At 43.3% G+C, this 22,708-nt stretch carries 19 protein-coding genes and 2 pseudogenes; 11 read left to right on the top strand and 10 right to left on the bottom strand.

What is annotated here, in order from left to right; genetic code table 11:
• The first annotated feature begins 139 nt into the window (after nt 1-139).
• Nucleotides 140-898: an endonuclease gene (locus ACMXYO_RS09440; protein ID WP_415884886.1), complete on the top strand. Its 759-nt coding sequence runs from the start codon at nt 140-142 to the stop codon at nt 896-898.
• Between the two features lie 30 nt (nt 899-928).
• Here the strand turns inward: ACMXYO_RS09440 and ACMXYO_RS09435 are convergent, their stop codons facing one another.
• The 4 genes from ACMXYO_RS09435 to ACMXYO_RS09420 form a co-directional block, all read right to left on the bottom strand.
• A complete protein-coding gene (locus ACMXYO_RS09435) occupies nt 929-4,564 on the bottom strand; it encodes a response regulator (protein WP_415884885.1) in 3,636 nt (1,211 codons plus the stop codon).
• 12 nt (nt 4,565-4,576) lie between these two features.
• Nucleotides 4,577-4,822 (bottom strand): hypothetical protein, encoded by a 246-nt coding sequence (locus ACMXYO_RS09430; protein WP_415884884.1) that lies wholly within the window; start codon nt 4,820-4,822, stop codon nt 4,577-4,579.
• Between the two features lie 54 nt (nt 4,823-4,876).
• Nucleotides 4,877-5,815 carry an ABC transporter substrate-binding protein gene (locus ACMXYO_RS09425; protein WP_415884883.1) on the bottom strand — a complete coding sequence of 313 codons (939 nt, stop codon included), beginning with the start codon at nt 5,813-5,815 and terminating at the stop codon, nt 4,877-4,879.
• A gap of 157 nt (nt 5,816-5,972) precedes the next feature.
• Nucleotides 5,973-6,614 (bottom strand): pseudouridine synthase, encoded by a 642-nt coding sequence (locus tag ACMXYO_RS09420; protein WP_415884882.1) that lies wholly within the window; start codon nt 6,612-6,614, stop codon nt 5,973-5,975.
• 128 nt (nt 6,615-6,742) lie between these two features.
• Here ACMXYO_RS09420 and icd point away from each other — a divergent pair, with 128 nt between their 5' ends.
• Together icd and ACMXYO_RS09410 are read left to right on the top strand one after the other, a co-directional pair.
• Nucleotides 6,743-7,996, top strand: coding sequence for an NADP-dependent isocitrate dehydrogenase (icd, locus tag ACMXYO_RS09415; RefSeq protein WP_415884881.1), 1,254 nt, complete (start codon nt 6,743-6,745; stop codon nt 7,994-7,996).
• A 112-nt stretch (nt 7,997-8,108) separates the two neighbouring features.
• Nucleotides 8,109-9,149, top strand: a complete 1,041-nt coding sequence (locus ACMXYO_RS09410) for an IS481 family transposase (RefSeq protein ID WP_415884880.1) — start codon at nt 8,109-8,111, stop codon at nt 9,147-9,149.
• A gap of 123 nt (nt 9,150-9,272) precedes the next feature.
• Here ACMXYO_RS09410 and cspD read toward each other — a convergent pair whose 3' ends face one another.
• A complete protein-coding gene (cspD, locus tag ACMXYO_RS09405; protein ID WP_415884879.1) occupies nt 9,273-9,485 on the bottom strand; it encodes a cold shock domain-containing protein CspD in 213 nt (70 codons plus the stop codon).
• Between the two features lie 254 nt (nt 9,486-9,739).
• Here cspD and clpS point away from each other — a divergent pair, with 254 nt between their 5' ends.
• Together clpS and clpA are read left to right on the top strand one after the other, a co-directional pair.
• Complete coding sequence (gene clpS / locus ACMXYO_RS09400) at nt 9,740-10,069, top strand: ATP-dependent Clp protease adapter ClpS (RefSeq protein ID WP_415888086.1); 330 nt, start codon at nt 9,740-9,742, stop codon at nt 10,067-10,069.
• Nucleotides 10,070-10,081: 12 nt separating this feature from the next.
• A complete protein-coding gene (gene clpA / locus ACMXYO_RS09395) occupies nt 10,082-12,340 on the top strand; it encodes an ATP-dependent Clp protease ATP-binding subunit ClpA (protein ID WP_415884878.1) in 2,259 nt (752 codons plus the stop codon).
• 82 nt (nt 12,341-12,422) lie between these two features.
• Here clpA and infA read toward each other — a convergent pair whose 3' ends face one another.
• From infA to ACMXYO_RS09370, 5 genes are all read right to left on the bottom strand, one after another.
• A complete protein-coding gene (gene infA, locus ACMXYO_RS09390) occupies nt 12,423-12,641 on the bottom strand; it encodes a translation initiation factor IF-1 (protein WP_027853708.1) in 219 nt (72 codons plus the stop codon).
• Between the two features lie 127 nt (nt 12,642-12,768).
• On the bottom strand, nt 12,769-13,485 hold the full coding sequence (locus ACMXYO_RS09385; RefSeq protein ID WP_415884877.1) for an arginyltransferase: 717 nt from the start codon (nt 13,483-13,485) through the stop codon (nt 12,769-12,771).
• Between the two features lie 12 nt (nt 13,486-13,497).
• Nucleotides 13,498-14,211: a leucyl/phenylalanyl-tRNA--protein transferase gene (gene aat / locus ACMXYO_RS09380; RefSeq protein ID WP_415884876.1), complete on the bottom strand. Its 714-nt coding sequence runs from the start codon at nt 14,209-14,211 to the stop codon at nt 13,498-13,500.
• Nucleotides 14,212-14,231: 20 nt separating this feature from the next.
• Nucleotides 14,232-15,188, bottom strand: a complete 957-nt coding sequence (gene trxB / locus ACMXYO_RS09375; protein ID WP_415884875.1) for a thioredoxin-disulfide reductase — start codon at nt 15,186-15,188, stop codon at nt 14,232-14,234.
• Between the two features lie 61 nt (nt 15,189-15,249).
• Complete coding sequence (locus tag ACMXYO_RS09370; RefSeq protein ID WP_415884874.1) at nt 15,250-16,080, bottom strand: CZB domain-containing protein; 831 nt, start codon at nt 16,078-16,080, stop codon at nt 15,250-15,252.
• Nucleotides 16,081-16,384: 304 nt separating this feature from the next.
• On the opposite strand from ACMXYO_RS09370, the pseudogene ACMXYO_RS09365 reads away from it, so the two are divergent.
• The 6 genes and pseudogenes from ACMXYO_RS09365 to serS all read left to right on the top strand — a co-directional run.
• A pseudogene (locus ACMXYO_RS09365) lies at nt 16,385-16,792 on the top strand (DNA translocase FtsK 4TM domain-containing protein); the annotation flags it as partial.
• Nucleotides 16,793-17,473: 681 nt separating this feature from the next.
• Nucleotides 17,474-18,967: pseudogene (locus tag ACMXYO_RS09360) on the top strand (DNA translocase FtsK); the annotation flags it as partial.
• A gap of 21 nt (nt 18,968-18,988) precedes the next feature.
• Complete coding sequence (gene lolA, locus ACMXYO_RS09355; RefSeq protein WP_415884873.1) at nt 18,989-19,645, top strand: outer membrane lipoprotein chaperone LolA; 657 nt, start codon at nt 18,989-18,991, stop codon at nt 19,643-19,645.
• Between the two features lie 49 nt (nt 19,646-19,694).
• A complete protein-coding gene (locus tag ACMXYO_RS09350; protein ID WP_415888085.1) occupies nt 19,695-20,990 on the top strand; it encodes a replication-associated recombination protein A in 1,296 nt (431 codons plus the stop codon).
• A gap of 21 nt (nt 20,991-21,011) precedes the next feature.
• Entirely contained in the window at nt 21,012-21,383 is a 372-nt protein-coding gene (gene crcB / locus ACMXYO_RS09345) for a fluoride efflux transporter CrcB (RefSeq protein WP_415884872.1), read from the top strand.
• Nucleotides 21,384-21,411: 28 nt separating this feature from the next.
• Entirely contained in the window at nt 21,412-22,686 is a 1,275-nt protein-coding gene (gene serS, locus ACMXYO_RS09340; RefSeq protein ID WP_415884871.1) for a serine--tRNA ligase, read from the top strand.
• The last annotated feature ends 22 nt before the right edge of the window (nt 22,687-22,708 follow it).

Below are 22,708 nucleotides of genomic sequence, written 5' to 3'. Positions count from 1 at the left end.
CTTAAATTTATCTTTCAGCCGTATGATAGTCGTGCCTTTTGAGTAGCTACATAACCACCCATATTGGCGTTTAAACCCTACTAACTAATTTAAAGCAGGAAGCATCGATTGGCATTGGACGCCTTTAAAAGGAATTCCAATGTACAAGTACCTTCCTGTTGTTCTTCTAATGACCCCAGGCTTAGCCTTAGCTGAGCACCCTAAGTCTTTTGGCAGTGCCAAAAAGATTCTTAAAGAGATCTACGCAGATAACCAGCAAAGCTTTTATTGTGGTTGTGACTATAAAGCTCAAGGTAAAAAGTTGGTGCCAGATTTAAAATCCTGTGGTTACACACCACGTAAAAACGCGAATAGAGCAAAGCGTATTGAGTGGGAGCACGTAATGCCAGCTTGGGCTTTTGGTCATCAATTGCAATGCTGGCAAGATGGTGGTCGTAAAACTTGTAAGAAGAACCCTAATTTCAAGAAGATGGAATCTGACCTTCACAACCTTGTACCTGCAATCGGCGAGGTAAATGGTGATCGCTCTAATTACAGTTTCGCACAATTAGAAGGTGAGCCGCGTGTTTATGGGCAATGTGATATGGAAGTCGATTTTAAGCAGCGAAAGGTTGAGCCAGTTGAGCATCGTCGTGGTGATATTGCTCGTACGTATTTTTATATGCGCGACCAGTATGGCGTTCGCATCGGTAATAAGCAGGAAAAGCTGTTTAATGCTTGGGCAAAGCTAGATCCTGTAGATCAATGGGAGTTAGAGCGCAATCGTATGATTACCCAAATCCAAGGCAATACAAACCCTTATGTAGTTGCGCCAACTGGATCAGTAAAATTGGCGGAATCGACTACGGATCAGAATAGTTTATTGTCCCGTCTTAAAACTGCATTGAGTATGGATTAAGACATATAGGCGCAGACAAGCTATCGTTGATCACCACTTAGTGGTGGTATGTGCTTTATTAGAAATATATGTTTCAAACTCCGTATATAACGCTTCTGATGCTTTAATGAATTCAGGCAAGAGAGTTTCGAGTTCTGTGTGATTGTTAGCGGAGGCTTCTTCAATCTTTTGGCAGATTCCGTTTAGTTGGGGGGCTGATAGGTTTAAGGCCATGCCTTTCATATTATGAGCTTGCTGCCTTAGCTCCTCCCATTGCTGATTTCTGAATGCATATTGTGTGTTTGCAATCAGTTCAGCTGAATTCTGAAGATAGGCTTCTAGCACCTTAGCGAGAAGTTTGTCGTTCATCATTAAGCGCTTCAGTGCGCTGTCTTGATCCCACACCAGCTGTTTGTCTTCGGTGTGATAAATACCTTGCTCTTTGTTGGACGTGAATTTTTGATCATCAGGGAGCCAATGATTAAGCGCTTGGATTAAGCGGTCGGCATTGATTGGTTTTGATATGTAATCACTCATACCGGATTGAAGGCACTTTTCTCTATCACCTGCCATGGCATTAGCGGTCATGGCAATGATAGGCAAGTCTTTAAACTTACTTTCTTTCCTAATAGCTCTGCTAGCTTCATAGCCATCCATCACCGGCATTTGGCAATCCATAAAGACAAGATCGTATTTGATCATTTCGAGAGCTGACAGTGCTTCCTCACCATTAGCCGCGACATCAATTTTTAGCCCGAGCTGTTCTAATAAAGCCCGTGCGACGGCCTGATTGGTAATGTTGTCTTCTACGAGTAAAACTTTGCTATTAAAGGAGAACGCCGCTTTTCTATCGTTAGCAGGTTTTACAGAGGTATTTTGTTGTTTAACTTGGACAAGATCTAATAGTTTATTAAAAAGCTGACTTTGGTTGATAGGTTTTGCGATTAGATGGTGTAAACCTCTTTCATGGTATTTTGATTTATCAAAGATTTGATTGCTGACTGTTTGAACAAGCAGCTTGGTTGATGTTACTAAAGGTTCATGTTTGCAGCGTGTGGCAAACTCGATAGCATCCATATCCGATAGCTCTTGATTGATGATGGTTATATCAAAAGGTGTTTTGTTCGTTGCAGCAGCTTTTAACTTTTCAAAACCTGTTTCGGCCATTGAAGTCAGTTCATGTTCAATCTTCCAACTCGTTAATATATCTCCGAGTAGATTTAGATTGGTTTCATTAGGATCAATTACCAAGATCTTTTTATTATGTAATGCTTCGATTGGCTGAGTAATTGGCTCTGTTGTAGCATGAGGTAGCGTCAAGCTTATCCAGAATGTCGAGCCTTTACCCAGTTGACTATCTACACCAATTTCACCATCCATCAACTCTACTAGTTGTCGACTTATCGATAGTCCAAGACCGGTACCGCCGTATTTACGTGTAGTAGAGCCGTCAGCCTGACTAAAGCGTTCGAATAAGCGGGTTTGTTGCTCATCGTCCAGTCCAATGCCGGTATCGACCACTTTGATCACTATTTTGCTTTGCTTAGGGGTGATTTGCTTTGACTCATAGAAAACAGCCACTTCACCTTTTTCAGTAAATTTACATGCGTTTCCTATGAGATTGACGAGTATTTGGCGAATTCGACTTGGATCAGCATTAAACCATTGATCAGTGATGGATGTGGCAGGACAGATGAGTTCTAGATTTTTTTCTTGGGCACGCATGCCTAATGAAGTACCTATTTCATCAAGAAGTTGGCCCATATCAAAATCGACCGATTCAAGCTCTAATTTCCCTGACTCTACTTTGGAGAAATCAAGGATGTCGTTGATTATAGTGAGTAGAGAGTCCGCACTGTTTTTAACAGTATTAGCGTAATCTAATTGTTGCTGATTTAAGCCACTGTCGAGCAATATATTTGTCATACCGATAACACCATTCATTGGTGTTCTTATCTCGTGACTCATATTGGCAAGGAATTCACTCTTTGCAATGTTTGCTTGTTCAGCTTCATTTTTTGCTTTTAGCAGTGATTCTTCAGACAGCTTCTGGTCAGTAATATCTAGGTGAGTACCAATGATATGTCTTGGTTTATTGTTATTATCCCACTCTACGACTTTGCAGGCATCTAAGACCCAAACCCAATGGCCTGCTTTATGCCTCATTCTGATTTCACAGCTGTAGCGATCACTGGAATTTCGGTCATACTTTTTAAGCAGATGACTAGATAAGTGTAAATCATCAGGGTGGGTGAAATTATGGAGAATATCGATATTTATAGGCGTTAGTTCATCGAGTTTATAGCCTATAATTTCAGCCCAGCGCTCATTGAGACTTAATGCTCCAGACTGTACATCCCAGTCCCAGATACCAACATTGGTAGAATCTACGACTAACTCAAGTTGTCTTGCGGTTTCAGACAGCTCTTGTTCACGCTTAATTTTATCGGTTATATCATTTTCGACACCGACAAATGCAGTTAGATTATTGTGTTCGTCAAATACGGGGGAAATCGAAACGTCATTCCAAAAAGGTGTTTTGTCTTTGGTGTAGTTAATCACTTCAACGTTGACGCTTTGATGGGCTTTAAGCGCTTTTGATATCTGGCTTAAGCTTTTTAGGTCCGTCTTTTCACCTGAAAGGAATCTATGATTCTTTCCGATTACCTCGCTTTCGTTATACCCGGTTATCTTAAGGAACGCTTCATTGGTATAGATTAGAGGAAGATCCTGTTGTGTGGCATCTGCCACTGTTACACCGACAGGGCTTACTTCTAGGGCTTTTAAGAGGACTCTGTTTCTATTTTGCTCTTCTCTCAGTTCTTTTTCAGACTGTTTGACTGCTTTGAATGGGTTGATAAAAAACTTTTTTCCAAGCCAGAGTAGCAGTATAAAGACGACCAAAAATGTTAGAAGAAGGCCAATGAATATACTTTGGATAACCTGATTTACTTCAGAAGCGAGGTGTTGTTGATCGATGTAATATTCGACGTTAAGTTGGGTCTGACCAGCAACTTGTTCGTCAACTTTTTGGTAATCAAGAGTGTTATTTAGAGAAGAGTAATCAAGGTAATCACCTTTGATTCTAATGCTGGCGGCATGTGCTTGGGTGGTAAATAATGTACTGATGTCTTTATCAAATCGAACCAGAACAACACCTTCGCTAGTACCGTTATAATTGACTGAAACAGCGATAGAGAAGTGCCATTGTTCATTTTCTCGGTGTTTTAATATAACCCAAGGCCTTTCGCCATTTAGTATTTCTTCGAACCAAGGTTCATTTTCTAAGTTCAAATTCAAGGTTTGGTTGGAAGGTCGGTAAATAGGCTCCCCAATAATATTTAGTAAGAATACTGATTCATGCTGACCGAGGATTAGAAGTGAGTCCAAAAAATCGACAAGGTTTTCTTCCGAATCCAGAGTGGCCATCACCGCACTGGTTAAAAGAGGGTTCTTAGCTAGGTCCTGTAAGAACAGAATACGATCGTCTACATAGTTACCTATCGAAGTGGCAGCGTTTGCAGCTTGTGCGCTAGTTGTTCGATTTTGAAAGTCTATTGTAATATCACGAACACGTTCCCCAATCGCGATATAACTAGAGGTCAAAGCTATAGCGAAAAAGGCAGCAATAAACAGATAAAACAGTGTATCTGTTGAAAGTTTTAAACTTCGTTTACGAAGCTGCATCCTATTCCTCAACTATTTAGGAGCTTTCGGAGTCGTATTAGGTATTACTTCTATTACTCCATCCGGGGTAAATTTGGCCATACATAGATCAGATAATCCGAGCGCTTCATGTGCATCTAAATTAGATTGACTAAAAGCAGAATAGGGCTTTTGGTAAGTTTTTATTAGGCCTTTAACAGGCGTGTTTAATGACTCTAATTCTTCTCGAAGTAACTGCCTATTTTGAGCCATATCATCACTTAAAGGTATCTCTTGCATAGCTTGGATAGCGACCTTAGCTAAATCGTACGTATGAGTGAATCCAGTTGGTGATTATAAAGATCTGTAATCTGTTAATGCTTCAGGGAATAGTTTCTGACCTCGGGCAAAAACAGATTGGCTAAATGGCGTTTCTTCTGAACTCACAAATGAAAAGCAGCTTTGAATAAAGCTTAAATCGAGTTTTGATAAAGTGCTCGAGCCTAATTTTTGTGGGAAGTTACCGCCGGTAATTCCCCAATGAGAAAGCACAGGTAGATTGAATTGTTCAACCTCTGTCATGGCTGTCATAAAGGTAGCGCCTTCTATAGCATTACCAACGAAGATAACGCAGTCACTTTCGGATTTGGCAATTTCTCTCAAAATTAATTTGGCTGCATTGTCTTTGGTATTCCAATTAAACCATGTAACTTCAGGTGTAATGGACAGTGAGCTTTCAAAGTAGTTGGTTATTGTCTTGAAGTTCGATGTCCCCCAGCCTGTATCTTCGAGTAATAGGTGGGGAGATTTGCACTGTTTTGAATTTACGGCGTAATCGCTGATTCGTAAGCCCGCTTTTGAATCATCGACAGATAATCTGAATACCCAGTTATTACTATCAGGATGGCGGGTAATAGGTCCACCTGCTGCCCACGGAACTAGTAGCAGAATTTCATTATCATTGATGTATTGACGATATTTAATGTAAGGAGGTGAATGTAGTCCGCCAAGTATAAATAGAGCGCTAGGATCATTTACGAATTGTTTCATCGTTCTGTGGCTACGAACAACATTTCCTCGATGATCTTTTTCAACAAATTCGAGTTGGTAGTTACCAATTTTATAATCGATTTCGTCCAGAGCGGTAAGAAAACCCATCTTCATGGCTTGTGCAGAGGAAGAGTGAGAGGTGTAGTCTGAGTCGTGATAAATGCGAATGACTTTGTCATTGGCTGAAACAGTGGATATTAGAAGGCAGGCAAGTACGCCAATTGCAGATAAGCTTTTGTTCATCCTTGTAATCCTTTAATCAACTAGCCATTCTTTTAGTTAGACAGTTCAGAGCTTATTCAAGTATTTAAGAATATTTTAGTACTAAATCAAATACTTGCTCGTGAAGTGCTAAGAATATATGGCAATGATTGGATATTAAAGCTTATTAATCTATTAACTATTTCCTTGTGCGCTTTGTATTGCGAATCTGTTGTCGGTTATTCCTGTTGTTATGAGGCCTGCGACTCGTGGTGTTTCTACTGTTTTTCGGTAGGTTTAAAGTAACTTCGACTAACTTAGAGTTCCCAGGCTTTAGACTGTCTAATGTCCAATCACCAATGGCATAGCGAATTAGGCGTAGGGTTGGGAAGCCAACGGCGGCAGTCATTCGCCTTACTTGTCTATTTTTCCCTTCAGTAATCTTCAATTCGACCCAGCTGGTAGGCTGATTTTTACGTTCGCGAATGGGTGGGTTACGAGGCCATATATCAGGTTCATCGATCGCCCTGGCTTTCGCTGGACGAGTTATACCGTCTTTGAGTTCAACGCCTTTACGTAAGGCTTTCAAAGCAGACTCTGTGATCTCTCCTTCAACTTGGGCCCAGTATATTTTTTCCTGCTTAAATTTAGGATTAGCTAAGTAATGTTGTACAGCGCCTTCATTGGTAAGAATCAGCAAGCCTTCAGAGTCATAATCTAATCGGCCAGCAGCATAATAGCCCGGCTGATCAATAAAATCGGCTAGTGTGCTTTTATCGTCATTGGTAGTGAACTGAGTAAGTACTTGAAAAGGTTTATTAAAAAGTAATAGCTGGCTCATGGTTTGTCAGTTCTTTAAAGCAAAGGGCAATCAATCAAAGGAATAATGCTGATCTATACTGATCCTGTAGCGCAATCATATCACTGATCACAGATTCTGCGGTGGAACAAAGCTAGTTGGAGTAGATTATGGGTTATAAAAATATTTCTGTACCTGTTGGCGACAAGATAACAGTTAACCAAGATCATTCATTAAATGTTCCTGATAACCCTATTATTCCTTACATAGAAGGAGATGGAATTGGTGTAGATGTAACGCCTCCGATGATCAATGTGGTTGATGCTGCAGTAAATAAAGCCTACGGAGGTGATCGTTCGATATCCTGGATGGAAGTTTTTGCTGGTGAGAAGGCAACCTCCGTTTACGAGCAAGATACATGGCTACCAGATGAAACCTTGGAAGCATTTAAGGAGTTTGTAGTTGGCATTAAAGGACCGCTGACAACGCCTGTGGGTGGTGGGATTCGTTCGCTTAACGTTGCCCTGCGACAGGAACTTGATCTTTATGTTTGTCAAAGACCGGTACGTTGGTTTAAAGGGGTGCCGAGCCCTGTCATAAAACCAGAAGATGTGGATATGGTGATCTATAGGGAGAATTCTGAAGACATATATGCCGGTGTAGAATGGCGTGCGGGTTCACCAGAGGCGGAGAAGGTGATTCGTTTTCTAAAAGAGGAGATGGGCGTTACCAAAATCCGCTTTGATCAACAGTGTGGTATCGGAGTGAAACCTGTTTCTGAGCAAGGAACAAAGCGTCTCGTAAGGAAAGCATTGCAGTACTGTGTTGATAACGATCGTGAGTCCCTAACTCTGGTACATAAAGGGAATATCATGAAATTCACCGAAGGTGCCTTTAAGGACTGGGGCTATGAGCTCGCCGTACAAGAGTTTGGTGCTATTTTAAAAGATGGTGGCCCTTGGATGTGCTTTCTGAATCCAAATACGGGTAAAGAGATTATTGTTAAAGATGTCATCGCTGATGCCATGCTGCAGCAAATCCTATTAAGGCCAGCAGAATACGATGTCGTGGCAACCTTAAATCTAAATGGAGATTACCTTTCTGATGCATTGGCAGCAGAGGTCGGCGGAATAGGGATTGCGCCAGGCGCTAATCTATCAGATGAAGTTGCTATATTCGAAGCGACTCACGGTACCGCGCCTAAATATGCTGGTAAAGATATGGTGAATCCAGGTTCTCTTATCCTATCCGCCGAAATGATGTTGAGGCATTTAGGCTGGTCTGAAGCCGCAGATTTGATTATTAAAGGCATGGATGGGGCTATTGCAGCTAAAACTGTGACCTATGACTTTGAACGGCTTATGGATGGCGCGGAGTTATTATCAAGTTCTGAGTTTGGTGAGGCGATAATTAATAATATGTAGTTTGCTTATGTGAATTAGTCTCGACCTAATCTGACATATCTTCTTGAGAAAGAGAGAGTTACCCGTTTTGATAAAGGTGCTGAAATCTTAAATCAAAACAAAGGTAACTCTCATGTTGCATACTAGCAATCCCATCATTAAACACAAAGCAGGCTTACTCAACCTTGCGGAAGAACTTGGAAACGTCTCAAAAGCCTGCAAAGTAATGGGTGTCTCCCGTGATACGTTTTATCGCTATCAGGAACTTGTTGAGGAAGGCGGTGTTGATTCACTGATCAACCGATCTCGCAGAACGCCCAATGTCAAAAACCGTGTAGATGAGCAGATTGAGAACGCTGTCATTGAACACGCGATAGCTTTCCCCGCTCATGGCCAAGCCCGAACCAGTAACGAACTGCGTAAAGCTGGCGTGTTTGTATCGGGCAGTGGTGTTCGTTCCATCTGGCTACGTCATAACTTAGAAAACTTTAAAAAGCGCCTTTCGGCTCTGGAAGCAAAGGTTGCGAGTGAAGGTATCATTCTGACGGATGACCAAGTGGCTGCGCTTGAGAAGAAGAAACAAGATGACGAAGCCTGCGGTGAAATAGAAACGCATCATCCTGGCTATCTGGGTTCTCAGGACACGTTCTACGTGGGTAATCTAAAAGGGGTTGGCAGGATATATCAGCAAACCTTTGTTGATACGTACAGCAAGGTAGCGTTCGCTAAGCTCTACACGACGAAAACCCCAATTACCTCAGCCGATGTATTGAATGATCGTGTATTACCATTCTTTGAGGCTCAGGAGCTGCCTATGCTGCGTATCCTGACTGATCGAGGCACGGAATACTGTGGCAAGGTTGAGCAGCACGATTACCAGCTATATCTCGCCATCAACGATATTGATCACACGAAAACCAAAGCGAGACACCCACAGACTAACGGTATCTGTGAGCGCTTCCATAAAACGATATTGAACGAGTTTTATCAGGTTACGTTCCGTAAAAAGCTCTATGCTTCACTGGAAGAACTGCAAAAAGATGTGGACGAATGGCTGGATTATTACAACAATGAACGAACTCATCAGGGGAAAATGTGCTGTGGCAGAACGCCACTGGAAACATTGCTTGATGGAAAACAGATTTGGGCTGAAAAGAATTTAGCCCAAATCTAATCTGACAGTAGCACTGGAAAGAACGGGTAACTGTCAGATCAGGTCTGAGCTAGTACAGCTTATGCCAGAAACAAAAAAACCAGCTGCATGCTGGTTTTTTAGTTTATTGATGTAACCTTTTTGCTATTGGGTTGCTAAAGGTTTAATTTGAACGGCATGAGTACCTTTTGGACCCGGTTGGGTTTCAAACTCAACTTGTTGGCCTGCTTTGAGACTCTTATAGCCATCGACTTCTATCGCAGAATAATGAGCAAAGAGATCCTCTTCATGTTCATCTGATAGGATAAAACCATATCCTTTAGAATTGTTGAACCACTTTACTTTCCCTGTCTGCATAACTAACTCCCGTATCCAAAACTGCAATTGGATTACTAACCTGAACGTACTCCCTTTAGCTGCTAGAATAGTTGCTAAAGGTTGTCCCCTATTAAGTCGCAGGTACTACTGGGGCCTTGCCTATCCTGCTATTCTGATTATAGCACCAGCCACAGAATGTGTGACAAGTGTGCAATCACTGTTCAGTAGTAAATATTAGCTTAAATTTAGAAGATTGTTAGATGTCTATTGATTTTGAACAAAAAGTAATTCGAATGTCTAATGAACATGAACATGAAGATTTTGATCATGATCACGGATTAGTCACGGAAGAAGCAAAGCCACAACTTAAGAAACCATCAATGTATCGTGTGGTTTTGATGAACGACGATTACACGCCAATGGATTTTGTCGTGGCTGTGCTCATGATGTTTTTTAATATGGACCAAGAAAAAGCTACACAAGTGATGTTATCGGTCCATACTCAAGGGAAAGGAGTATGTGGGATTTTTACCCGTGATGTAGCTGACACGAAAGCAGCTATAGTTAATCAATATGCGAGAGACAATAATCACCCTCTGCTATGTGAAGTCGAGAAAGTCTGAAGAGGAACCGTTATGTTAAACCGAGAACTCGAAGACACGCTCAGTGCAGCTTTCCAAGCCGCAAAGGAAAAGCGACATGAATTTATAACTGTCGAACATTTGTTGCTGGCGTTGTTGGATAATTATGAGGCGCATGAAGTTCTTGCAGCCTGTGGTGCTAACTTTGAAGGTATTAGGCAGAACCTTTCTTCATTCATCGAAGAAACTACGCCTTTACTATCTGAAACATTACCTGATTTGGAAACACAGCCAACACTCGGATTTCAACGAGTACTTCAGCGTGCGGTATTCCATGTTCAGTCATCTGGTAAGAATGAAGTTACTGGAGCCAACGTACTCGTAGCGATTTTTAGTGAGCAAGAGAGTCAGGCTGTTTATATTTTGCAGCAGCATGGCATAGAACGAATCGATACAGTCAATTATATCTCTCATGGCATTTCTAAAATGTCAGAACACGACCATGAGCACTCTGATTCTTCGGTTGAAAGTGAAACTGCGAACGAAGAAAAGGATGATAGCCCACTTGCTAAATATGCGATCAATTTGAATGCTGAAGCTGAAAGCGGTCGAATAGATCCACTGGTAGGGCGTGATTCCGAAGTAGAGCGTGTCGTTCAGATTCTATCTCGCCGTCGTAAGAACAACCCGCTACTTGTAGGTGAAGCTGGTGTTGGTAAAACCGCGATTGCTGAAGGTTTGGCCAAGCTAATCGTTGAAGATAAAGTACCTGAAATTATCAAAGATTCGATCGTATATTCACTTGATTTGGGTGCTTTGCTTGCGGGTACTAAATACCGTGGTGATTTTGAGAAACGGCTTAAAGGTCTTTTAAATGAGATCAAAGGCAAAGATCACGCGATTCTGTTTATTGATGAAATCCACACTATCATCGGTGCTGGTGCTGCATCAGGTGGTTCTATGGATGCATCAAACCTACTTAAACCACTGCTAAGTTCAGGTCAGATCCGTTGTATCGGTTCTACTACTTTCCAGGAATTCCGCGGAATTTTTGAGAAAGACCGTGCATTAGCGCGTCGTTTCCAGAAAGTGGATGTCCTTGAGCCAAGTATCGAAGATACCTATTCGATTCTTAAAGGCCTTAAAGGTCGCTTTGAGGAACACCATGAACTGGCTTACAGTGATGAAGCGCTACGTGCAGCTGCCGAACTAGCAGGGCGCTATATCAACGATAAGCATATGCCGGATAAAGCAATAGATGTAATTGATGAAGCGGGTGCTTATCAGCGTCTATTACCTAAAGAGCTGCGTAAAGCAGAGATCGGTACGGAAGATATAGAAGCGATTGTTGCTAAGATTGCCCGTATACCGCCTAAAAGTGTTTCTGCGTCTGATAAGAACCAGCTGGCGAAGCTGGATAGTAATCTTAAGATGGTTGTACTTGGACAGGATGAGGCAATTGATACGCTATCCTCTGCGATCAAGCTTTCCCGTGCGGGCCTTAAAGAGCCTGATAAGCCTGTAGGTTGTTTCTTGTTCGCTGGCCCAACCGGTGTCGGTAAAACAGAAGTAACGCAACAGCTTGCACGTATTATGGGGATTGAACTGGTTCGCTTTGATATGTCTGAGTATATGGAGCGTCATACAGTATCCCGTTTGATTGGTGCACCTCCTGGCTATGTTGGCTATGATCAAGGTGGCTTACTAACAGAAGCGATTACAAAGTCTCCGCACTGTGTTCTGTTGCTTGATGAAATTGAGAAGGCGCATCCAGAAGTATTCAATCTATTACTACAGGTAATGGATAACGGTACTTTAACGGATAACAACGGTCGTAAAGCAGATTTCCGTAATGTGATTTTGGTAATGACTACCAATGCAGGTGCGGAAGATATGAGTCGTGCATCCATTGGATTTACTAAGCAAAATCATGCCTCTGATGGCATGGCTGCTATACGTAAGATGTTTACGCCAGAATTCCGTAACCGTCTTGATGGCATCATCCAGTTTAAAGCCCTTACAACTAGCATCATAAAAGGTGTAGTCGATAAGTTCTTTGCTGAGTTGCAGGTTCAGTTGGAAGATAAGCGTGTAGTACTGCATCTAGACGATGAAGCCCGCACTTGGTTTGCTGAGAAAGGCTACGATGAGCAGATGGGCGCACGCCCAATGAAACGCTTGATTCAAGAGAAGCTGAAGAAGCCGTTAGCTGAAATGATTCTATTTGGCGAACTATCCGAAGAGGGTGGTGAAGTTGCTATTAGTGTCGATGCTGATGGTGAGATAAGTGTAGAAGCGATGACCTGCGCATAAGCAGGTCTTTCGAGACACAAAAAAGGCAGCCATTAGGCTGCCTTTTTAAATTCTGTCCTGCAAAGCAGGGAGAAAGCAATGATTAACGCGCGCGATAAACGATACGGCCTTTGCTTAGGTCGTATGGAGTTAGCTCTACTTTAACTTTATCGCCAGTCAGGATACGGATGTAGTTTTTACGCATCTTACCTGAGATGTGCGCAGTAACAACGTGGCCGTTTTCCAGCTCAACTCGGAACATAGTGTTCGGGAGCGTGTCAACCACGGTGCCTTCCATTTCAATGCTATCTTCTTTAGCCATTAATTCTCTACCTTGTTGAGGATCTCCAGAAAATCTGGACCGAATAATTGCGCGGTATTGTGCCTGAAAAAAAGGCCATTATCAAAGCAAATATAGCAACATCTTCTTTTGTTGATATATAAGTGTTTTATTCAGGCTTTACGAGGGTCCAATAACCATCAATAAGCAGTTCAAAGGGCTGGAATGAAACCTTGTAGCTCATCTTACGGCATTGTTTAACCCAATAGCCGAGATATAAGTAGTTTAAGCCTTCATCTTGGCAATACTGTAATTGCCATAAGATGCAGTAAGTTCCTAAGCTACGTTTTGGGAAGGAGGGATCGTAGAAGGTATAGATGGCCGATAAGCCTTGTTGTAGTCGATCAATCACACTGACAGCCAGTAAATTAGATTCACTATCTCTAAACTCTAAAAACTGCGTGTGTTCCTCGCCTTCGACTAAAAATGAATTAAATTGATCAAGACTTGGTGGGTACATATCACCATCTTGGTGACGTTCATTGATGTAGCGTGAGTAGAGTGTGTAATACTCTTCCGTAAACTGTGCTGGCTTAGCAGTTACGGTCAGGTCTTTGTTTTTGTTGATGATTCGTTTCTGGCTTTTCTTAAGTTTAAAAATAGCCAAGGGGATTCTTACGGAGATACATGCATTACAGCCTTCACAGTGTGGGCGATAGATGTGTTTGCCACTGCGGCGAAAACCTAAGTCAGAAAGCTGGCCATAGGTATATTGATCAATCTCAGCATGCGGGTCTACAAACAGTGTCTTAGCTGTTTTGTTTTCTAGATAGCTGCAATCGTGTTCTGGTGTGGCATAAAAGTGTAAAGTTCTAAGATTCGTCACACTTAACTCCAATTAAACGCCATTTTGTTCAAACTGCCAGCTATGGTTGAGCGGTTGATCAAGGTATTCATCCAAATAACTTTGAAATGACTCTCGCGGTATTTCATAAGCACCTAGTGAAAACAGATGTTCATTGCTTACCTGGCAGTCAATTAAAGCATAGCCCCACTTTTCCAGCTGTTCGACCATTTTTATTAACGCAATTTTAGAAGCATCACGTTTTCGGCTAAACATAGACTCGCCAAAAAATAGTTTTCCTATAGCCAGGCCATACAAGCCGCCAACAAGTTCACCATCCATATAAACCTCAACGGAGTGGGCGATTCCGAGTTGGTGAAGGTGGTTATAGGCATTTTGAATATCGTGGGTGATCCACGTGCCATCTTCGCCTTTACGTGGTTCAGCACACGCCGCAATGACATCAGCAAAGTTATTATCAAACTTAACAGTGTAATCATCTTTCTTGAGGCGTTTACGCATACTGCGAGAAACATGCAATTCACCCGGTGTAATCACACATCGGGGGCTTGGACTCCACCATAGAATCGGTTCGCCAGGGCTGTACCAAGGGAAAATACCCATTCGATAAGCTGAAACTAGGCGTTCAGGTGTTAAATCGCCGCCTGCTGCTAATAATCCGTTGGGATCTTCTAGAGCTTGATCTATAGGGGGGAATGGGTCGTTTGAATCTTGTAACCAAGGAAGCATAAAAAAAGAAGCTGCCATGAAGGCAGCTTCAGTCTCACTTATTTTTCAAGATCGTCTAAGTAGCGCTCTGCATCTAGGGCAGCCATGCAACCGAAACCAGCAGATGTAATTGCTTGACGATAGATGTGGTCACATACGTCGCCCGCAGCGTAAACACCTTCAACAGATGTTTGTGTTGCATTACCTTCAAGACCTGATTGAATCTTCAGGTAGCCATCTTTCATTTCTAGCTGGCCTTCGAAGATATCTGTATTTGGCTTATGGCCAATTGCGATGAATACACCCGCAACATCAAGGTTCTGCTCAGCGCCATCTGTTGTGCTTTTAAGACGAAGGCCTGTTACACCAGAATCATCACCTACAACTTCCTCAAGTGTGTGGTTCCAGATGATGTTAATGTTGCCGTTCTCTGCACGATCAAGGATCTTGTCTTGGAGGATCTTTTCAGAGCGCAAAGAATCACGACGGTGAATCAGTGTCACTTCTTCAGCAATGTTAGATAGGTACAGTGCTTCTTCAACAGCTGTGTTGCCACCACCTACAACAGCGACTTTCTGGCCGCGATAGAAGAAACCGTCACATGTTGCACATGCAGAAACGCCTTTGCCTGCAAATGTTTCTTCGGAAGGTAGGCCTAGGTATTGAGCAGATGCGCCTGTAGAGATGATTAGCGCATCACAGGTGTACTCACCCATATCGCCTTTAAGGCGGAACGGACGATTTTGAAGATCTGTTTCGTTGATGTGATCAAAAATTACTTGAGTATCGAAACGTTCAGCGTGCTGTTGCATACGCTGCATCAATTCAGGACCTTGAACGCCGTCAACGTCACCAGGCCAGTTGTCAACGTCGGTTGTAGTTGTTAGCTGGCCGCCAGCCTGCATACCGGTAATAACAACCGGGTTTAGGTTTGCGCGTGCTGCGTAAACGGCTGCAGTATAGCCTGCAGGGCCGCTTCCAAGAATAATTAACTGGTGATGTTGTACGTCGCTCATAGTAAAAAAATGAATCCGTTAAAAAGTTATGAGTGTATTAATGGGGTGTACTAATTAAATATCAACCCGCCTTGCTGAGTTTTGCACTGGCGTGTTCATAGAACTGTTCTAAGGAAAGCATCATAAAGCTTTCACCGGAAGGATCTCTTACATAACCTTCTATTGGTGTGCTTTGATCGATCGTTTTTAGATTATCCATAGCAACAGGAGAGTAATCGATAATATCACCGATATTATCTAACACCATAGAGAACCATGGAGTACGGCCATCTTTGGTTAGATGTAAAACGATTGGGTGAATGCTGTTTTTGAGGTAGTCCTGAATATGTCCAAGGGTACGTAATAGCTTTTTCAGAGAGGTCTGACGCTCAATCCGAAGCATTTCAACGGCCTCATCTTGATCTCCAGCCGAAGCCATATCTAAAAGCTTATCACCCAAAGAATGAATATCTTTATGTGGTTGTTCGATTTTATCGAGTAGGGCACGAAGTCCGTCATCGTCAGTTTTGTAGCTATAGAACCATTGTCCAAAAGCACAGGCGTGCGGATCTCTTGCTTTTGTAAAAGGTTCTCCTGATCTAATTGAATGCTCTAATGCATCCATCCAATCGATATGAGCTTGCTGATAGATTTTGATTTCAGAAATGAGCTCTACAATAGTATCTCTTTCTTTGCTGTGTGAAAGTGACGTTGCACACTCAAAGACTTGAACCAAGGTGTTACGGAAATCTAAATAGCCGATAAAACCATCGACATGCTCTGTGGCGTATTTAATTTCACCGAAGCTATCTGAAAATGAAAGAATGTTGCTGACATCGATACCATACATGCTTGTACCGATAGGGAAGGTTAAAGCACGACGGTGATCTGTATGCAAATTGGTCAGAGACATAGGGTGCATCCATTGAAATAATTCAGATACAAAAGCTTAGTATAAATTCAGTGCAGATGCGTTGCAGACGAGAGCAATGAAAACCCGCACTTCGTAACTATGAATTATAAACCAATGCGCTTCAACCGTTAGTCGCGGATTAAATTATGTTATTGTAGTCATTGGTTTTTTAATACTGATCTATGGAGCTACATCCTTGAGCGCGACCGACAACGGACAACGTTTAAGTTTTCCCGAATTACTTGTAAGAATCAGCCGTGAATCGAGTTTAATCGTTGTTGTTACGGTCAGCCTATTTTTGATTGTGGCTTTACTGGGATTTAATCCAAAGGATTCTGGATGGTCTCACCTTGGCTATCAGCCAGACATAAGCAATTTAGCGGGCCCTGTGGGGGCTTGGGTAGCTGATCTGCTAATCTCCGGATTAGGTCTAGGTGCCTTCTTTGTGCCCCTGCTAATTTTGTATCAAACAGGCCGTTTCTTGTTTCGAAAACAGAGTGGCGCGTTAGATGTCATTCCTTTCTTTATGCTGCGTTTAACCGGCGCTTTGCTGTTTTTAACAGCTTTTAGTGCGTTAAGTGCCACGCATATTTCAAATACAGGATTGGATTATCCTTTCACCGCAGGTGGGATATTAGGTGAAGCGGTATCGGATTTAGCTGTTTCGTTATTAAGTGTGCTGGGTAGCTCTTTAGTTCTTTTTGCATTGTTATTATTTGGATTAACAATGTTATTAGAAATGGGCTGGGCAACTGTACTAGAACGAGTAGGGCAAAAAGTCGTTAAATCGACAGAGTCTGTATTACCTCAGCAGCAAGAAAGAGAAAAATCACTAGATTTGTCTGATGATGAACTTGAAAAAGCGGAAGAGGCCCTACACAGAGGTTACATTAATGATCAGTTTGAAGAGCAAGCTCCGCCTGTAGTGTGTGACAGAATCGAACCTAGATTTACAGACAATACTGAGCTCTTTGAGTCGCCAGTTCAGGAGAAAGCAACTAGCAAGGTTACTTCACAGGTTGAAGTTCAATCAACAGACAATGAGCATGCTGATGTTGGCCATGTGCCGTTGGTAAGACCACAACGTGCGCGTAAAGAACCACAAGTTGAAAAACAGATAGAAGAACACATTGATACTGAAACGGGCGAAATTCTCACTGCATCTGAATCAGTGAAAGCGGAACCTGTAAAACAAGTGGCGGAACAGTCGGCAGTTGTGCAACCTATATCGGCTACATCTCCAGAATCAGCTCCAGTAGTTGTACCAACCGTAGCAGAAGACACTAAACCACAGGTTAAGATCGTTCCGTTGTCTGAAACGCATAAGCCAATGCAGGATAAAGAGCTTGGTTTAGATGAGGCGGGGGCAGCCAAGCGAAAACCTGCGCGTAAGATTCCACCCCTAGAGCTTTTGGATCCACCAGAGCTGAATACAGATACGGGATACTCTCCAGATGAGCTAGAGCAGATGTCTCGCTTGCTAGAGAGCAAGTTGAAAGACTTTGGCGTAATAGCAGAGGTAGTAGAGGTTAATCCAGGTCCAGTAATTACTCGATTTGAGATCCAGCCTGCACCGGGTGTCAAAGCCAGCAAAATTACCAACCTAGCTAAAGACCTTGCTCGTTCTATGGCCGTGACCAGCGTGCGTGTAGTTGAAGTTATTGCAGGTAAATCGGTAGTCGGTATTGAGATTCCAAATGAATCTCGTCTAACTGTACATCTTAGTGAAGTACTGAGCTCTAAGCCGTACCTATCAGCGGGCTCTAAAGTGACTATCGGTTTAGGTAACGATATTGCGGGTAATCCTGTGGTAGCGAACCTTGCCAAAATGCCTCACTTGCTGGTGGCGGGTACAACAGGTTCGGGTAAGTCCGTTGGTGTAAACGCTATGCTTCTATCGCTGTTGTTTAAAGCAACACCAGAAGAGGTTCGTTTGATCCTAGTCGATCCAAAGATGTTGGAGCTTTCTATCTACGAAGGGATTCCACATCTATTAACGCCAGTTATCACCGACATGAAAGATGCTGCATCTGGTCTGCGTTGGTGTGTAGGCGAGATGGAGCGACGTTACCGCCTTATGGCTAAGATGGGTGTACGTAACCTCGCTGGCTTTAACGACAAGATTGAAGAAGCGCGTAAGAAAGGTGAGCCTCTCTTAGACCCGCTTTGGAATGCAGAAGAACATGGTGAGCCATTCGGTACACCAGCACCTGAGCTTGAACCACTACCTTACATCGTTGTCGTGATCGACGAATTCGCTGACATGATGATGATCGTTGGTAAGAAGGTAGAAGAGCTAATTGCACGTATCGCTCAAAAGGCCCGTGCTGCCGGTATTCACTTAATCCTTGCGACTCAGCGTCCATCGGTTGATGTGATTACTGGTCTGATTAAGGCTAATATCCCAACGCGTATCGCTTTCCAGGTATCTTCACGAATCGATTCCAGAACGATCTTGGATCAGTCCGGTGCAGAGCACCTGTTAGGTTGGGGTGACATGCTTTATCTACCTGCTGGTACCAGCTTGCCAAACCGTGTTCATGGCGCATTTGTAAGTGATGACGAAGTGCATCGCGTGGTAGAGGCGTGGAAGAAACTAGGTCAGCCAGATTATATTACTGAAATTACTGAAGGTGATGCTGTTTCAGACGGCGGAGGTTCAGGTTCACTGTTCGATGATGAACAAGACCCGCTATATGACGAAGCGGTCGCATTTGTATTGGAAACCCGCAAAGCATCGATTTCCAGCGTGCAGCGTAAGCTTAAAATCGGTTATAACCGCGCCGCTCGAATGGTTGAGGCGATGGAAGCCGCTGGTGTTGTAAGTACTGCGGGTAGTAATGGGCAACGTGAAGTATTAGCCCCATCTCCGAACGGTGAGATGTAATATCACCTAAAAGGTTTGAGTATGAGATTAACGAGTTACATTAAGAAATTTGCTATTCATACCGCATCAGCCTGCTTAATCGCAGGGAGTAGCGTTGCGATGGCTGCAACCGATGGTGCCAATAAGCTGAATGAGCTACTACAAGGTTACGACAGCTTTTCAGCCAAGTTTGAACAAGTCACACTGGCTGAAAATGGCCGTGAAGCACAGAAAACAGAGGGCAGTCTTCTTTTAGCGAAGCCGAATCGTTTTCGCTGGGAGACTCTGCAACCCTTCCCGCAAGAGATTGTCTCTGACGGTGAGTATATTTGGATTTATGACCCTGATTTAGAGCAGGTGACGCAAAGAGCCGCAGATACGCAACAAGATAGTGCGCCTGCTTTGATTTTAAACGGCCAAATCGGTGAACTTCAGAAAACCTATGCTGTCCGATTGGTTGAAGATACGGGCAGCGAGCAGATCTTCGATCTTAAGCCGAAATCCGATCAATACAGCTTCAGCCGTATTCGTTTAGCGTTTGCAGGCAATGTGATCTCTGAGCTGATGCTGGAAGACTCGCTAGGGCAGCGTACATCTGTTGTCTTTGCAGAGCAGACGCTTAACCCAGAAGTGACCAATCAAAGCTTTTATTTCCGTGTTCCAGAAGGAACAGACGTTATAGTAGATATTGAGGAATAGAGTGGATCTATTTTCCCAAGCACCTGCATACGAGCCATTAGCGGCTCGTATGCGTCCAAGAACACTGGCCGAATATATTGGTCAGTCCCATCTATTAGGGCCAGACAAACCACTGCGTACCACATTAGAACAGGGTGTTGCTCATTCTATGGTGTTCTGGGGGCCGCCAGGTGTAGGTAAAACAACGCTGGCTAAGCTGATTGCTCATCACGTTGATGCACATTTTATTACGCTCTCAGCTGTATTATCAGGCGTAAAAGATATTCGTATCGCGGTAGAGCAAGCTAAACAGCATTCAATGCAAAGTGGCCGCAAAACGATCCTCTTTGTCGATGAGGTTCACCGCTTTAACAAATCTCAACAGGATGCCTTTCTACCTTATGTAGAGGACGGCACCATCATCTTTGTGGGTGCGACCACAGAAAACCCATCTTTTGAATTGAACAACGCCTTGCTATCTCGTGCGAGGGTATACACCTTAAAGTCACTCCATGAGAATGAAATTCTTGAGGTGCTACAACGTGCTATTAATGACGGTGATAAAGGCTTAGGTAATCGAAACTTCCACATAACCGATGTTATGTTAGCGCGTTTAGCGCAAGCTGCGGATGGTGATGCTAGGCGTTCACTAAACCTTTTAGAAATCGCGACAGATCTAGCCGAAACACAAGAAGATGGAACAGAACTGATTAATGAAGAAGTTCTGGCTGAGGTACTGCGATCAACGGGGCGTCGTTACGACAAACAGGGTGATATCTTTTACGATCAGATCTCTGCGTTTCATAAATCAGTTCGAGGCTCATCACCTGATGGTGCTCTGTATTGGTATTGCCGAATGCTGGATGGCGGTTGTGACCCGTTATATATCGCAAGGCGGCTGGTGGCGATAGCCTCCGAGGATATTGGCAATGCTGACCCTCGTGCTATGCAAGTTGCCTTATCAGCATGGGATGCATTTGATCGCGTAGGGCCTGCAGAAGGTGAAAGGGCAATAGCGCAAGCCGCTATCTATTGTGCTTCTGCGCCAAAGAGTAATGCAGTCTATCAGGCTTTCAATCAATGTATGGCAGATGTAAAAGCACAGCAAGGCTATGAAGTGCCAGTTCATCTTCGAAATGCGCCAACCAGCTTGATGAAGGAGATGGGCTACGGGGATGAATACCGCTACGCGCATAATGAACCCGATGCTTATGCTGCTGGAGAATCTTATTTACCGCCAGAAATTGCAGATCAGCAATGGTATCATCCTCAAGAAAGAGGCTTAGAGCTGAAAATTGGTGAAAAATTACGTCACCTTAAACAGCTTGATCAACACAGCCCACTCAAACGCTATTCATACGAATAACTGTAGGGAAAGGATTAGGGGATGTTAAATCTCATCGCAATTGCCATCGGTGGTGCAACGGGTGCATTAGGTCGTTATTGGGTAAGTAGCTTACTTAATAATGCCGAGCATCGTATCCCTTACGGCACGTTAACTTGTAATGTGGTTGGCTCCTTTTTGATGGGCGTGTTATTTGTTCTAATTCTTGAAAAATCTAAACTCAGTCCGGAGATGCGACCACTCTTAATGGTCGGTTTCATGGGCGCGTTCACAACTTTTTCTACTTTTTCGTTAGAAACTGTCGCAATGCTGCAGCAAGGGCATATGATGTCGGCTGCGATTTATATATTATTAAGCGTTCTACTGTGTTTGGTTGCCATGTATGGTGGCCTTTGGTTTACACGCTTGTTCTAATCTTTATACATAGGTGTTTTAAAAGCTCATGCTCGACGCAAAAATTGTCCGTGCTAACCCGGAAGAAGTAGCACAGCTGCTGAAGAAAAAAGGTTTTGAATTCCCGGTTGATCAGTTTGTTGAGCTGGAAAACCAGCGTAAACAGCTTCAGGTTGAAACTGAGAACCTACAGAGCGAGCGAAACACACGATCCAAAGGCATCGGTAAAGCAAAAGCTGCCGGTGAAGATATCCAGCCATTGCTAGCAGAAGTTGCTGATCTTGGTAACAAACTAGATGCAGCTAAAGCTGAGCTTAACAGCCTACAGGACAACCTAGACGAGTTACTTTCTGGCGTACCAAACATCCCAAGCGATGAAGTACCAGAAGGTGCCGACGAAGAAGATAACGTAGAAGTGCGCCGTTGGGGTACACCGCGTGAATTCGACTTCGAACCACAAGATCACGTTGCGCTTGGCGAAAAGAGTGGCGAGCTAGATTTTGAAACGGCTGCTAAACTGACCGGTTCTCGTTTCTCTGTAATGACTGGCAAATTGGCACGTCTACACCGTGCGCTTATCCAGTTCATGCTTGATACACAGATTGAAGAACACGGTTACACAGAAACTTACGTACCGTACATGGTTAACGAAGATAGCCTTCGTGGTACCGGTCAGCTACCTAAGTTTGGTGAAGATCTATTTAAAGTACCGTTCGGTGATCGTCAGTACTACCTGATCCCAACTGCAGAAGTACCAGTAACAAATATCGTTCGTGACGAAATCGTTGATGCAGCTCAACTGCCAATGAAGTACACAGCGCACACGCCTTGTTTCCGTTCTGAAGCAGGCTCATCTGGTCGTGATACACGCGGTATGATCCGTCAGCACCAGTTCGAAAAAGTTGAGATGGTACAGATTGTTGAGCCATCAAAATCTTGGGATGCGCTAGAAGATATGATCCGTCATGCCGAAACTATCCTGCAGAAACTAAACCTACCATACCGAGTAGTAACGCTATGTGGTGGTGATCTAGGCTTTAGCTCTGCGAAAACATACGATATAGAAGTGTGGTTGCCAGGTCAGGATAAGTACCGTGAGATCTCCTCTGTTTCTAACATGACAGACTTCCAAGCACGTCGTCTTAAGGCTCGTTGGAGAAACCCAGAAACAGGTAAACCGGAGCTTCTACACACGCTAAACGGTTCTGGTCTGGCGGTAGGTCGTACACTGTTAGCAGTTATGGAAAACTACCAAACAGCAGACGGTAAGATCCAAATTCCAGAAGCCCTACAATCATACATGGGCGGAAAAACTGAGATCTAATCTCAAACGGATTTATAAAAAC

This window comes from Neptuniibacter sp. QD37_6, assembly GCF_047778085.1.
Lineage (GTDB): Bacteria > Pseudomonadota > Gammaproteobacteria > Pseudomonadales > Balneatricaceae > Neptuniibacter.
This window is presented reverse-complemented; position numbering and strand designations above follow the sequence as displayed.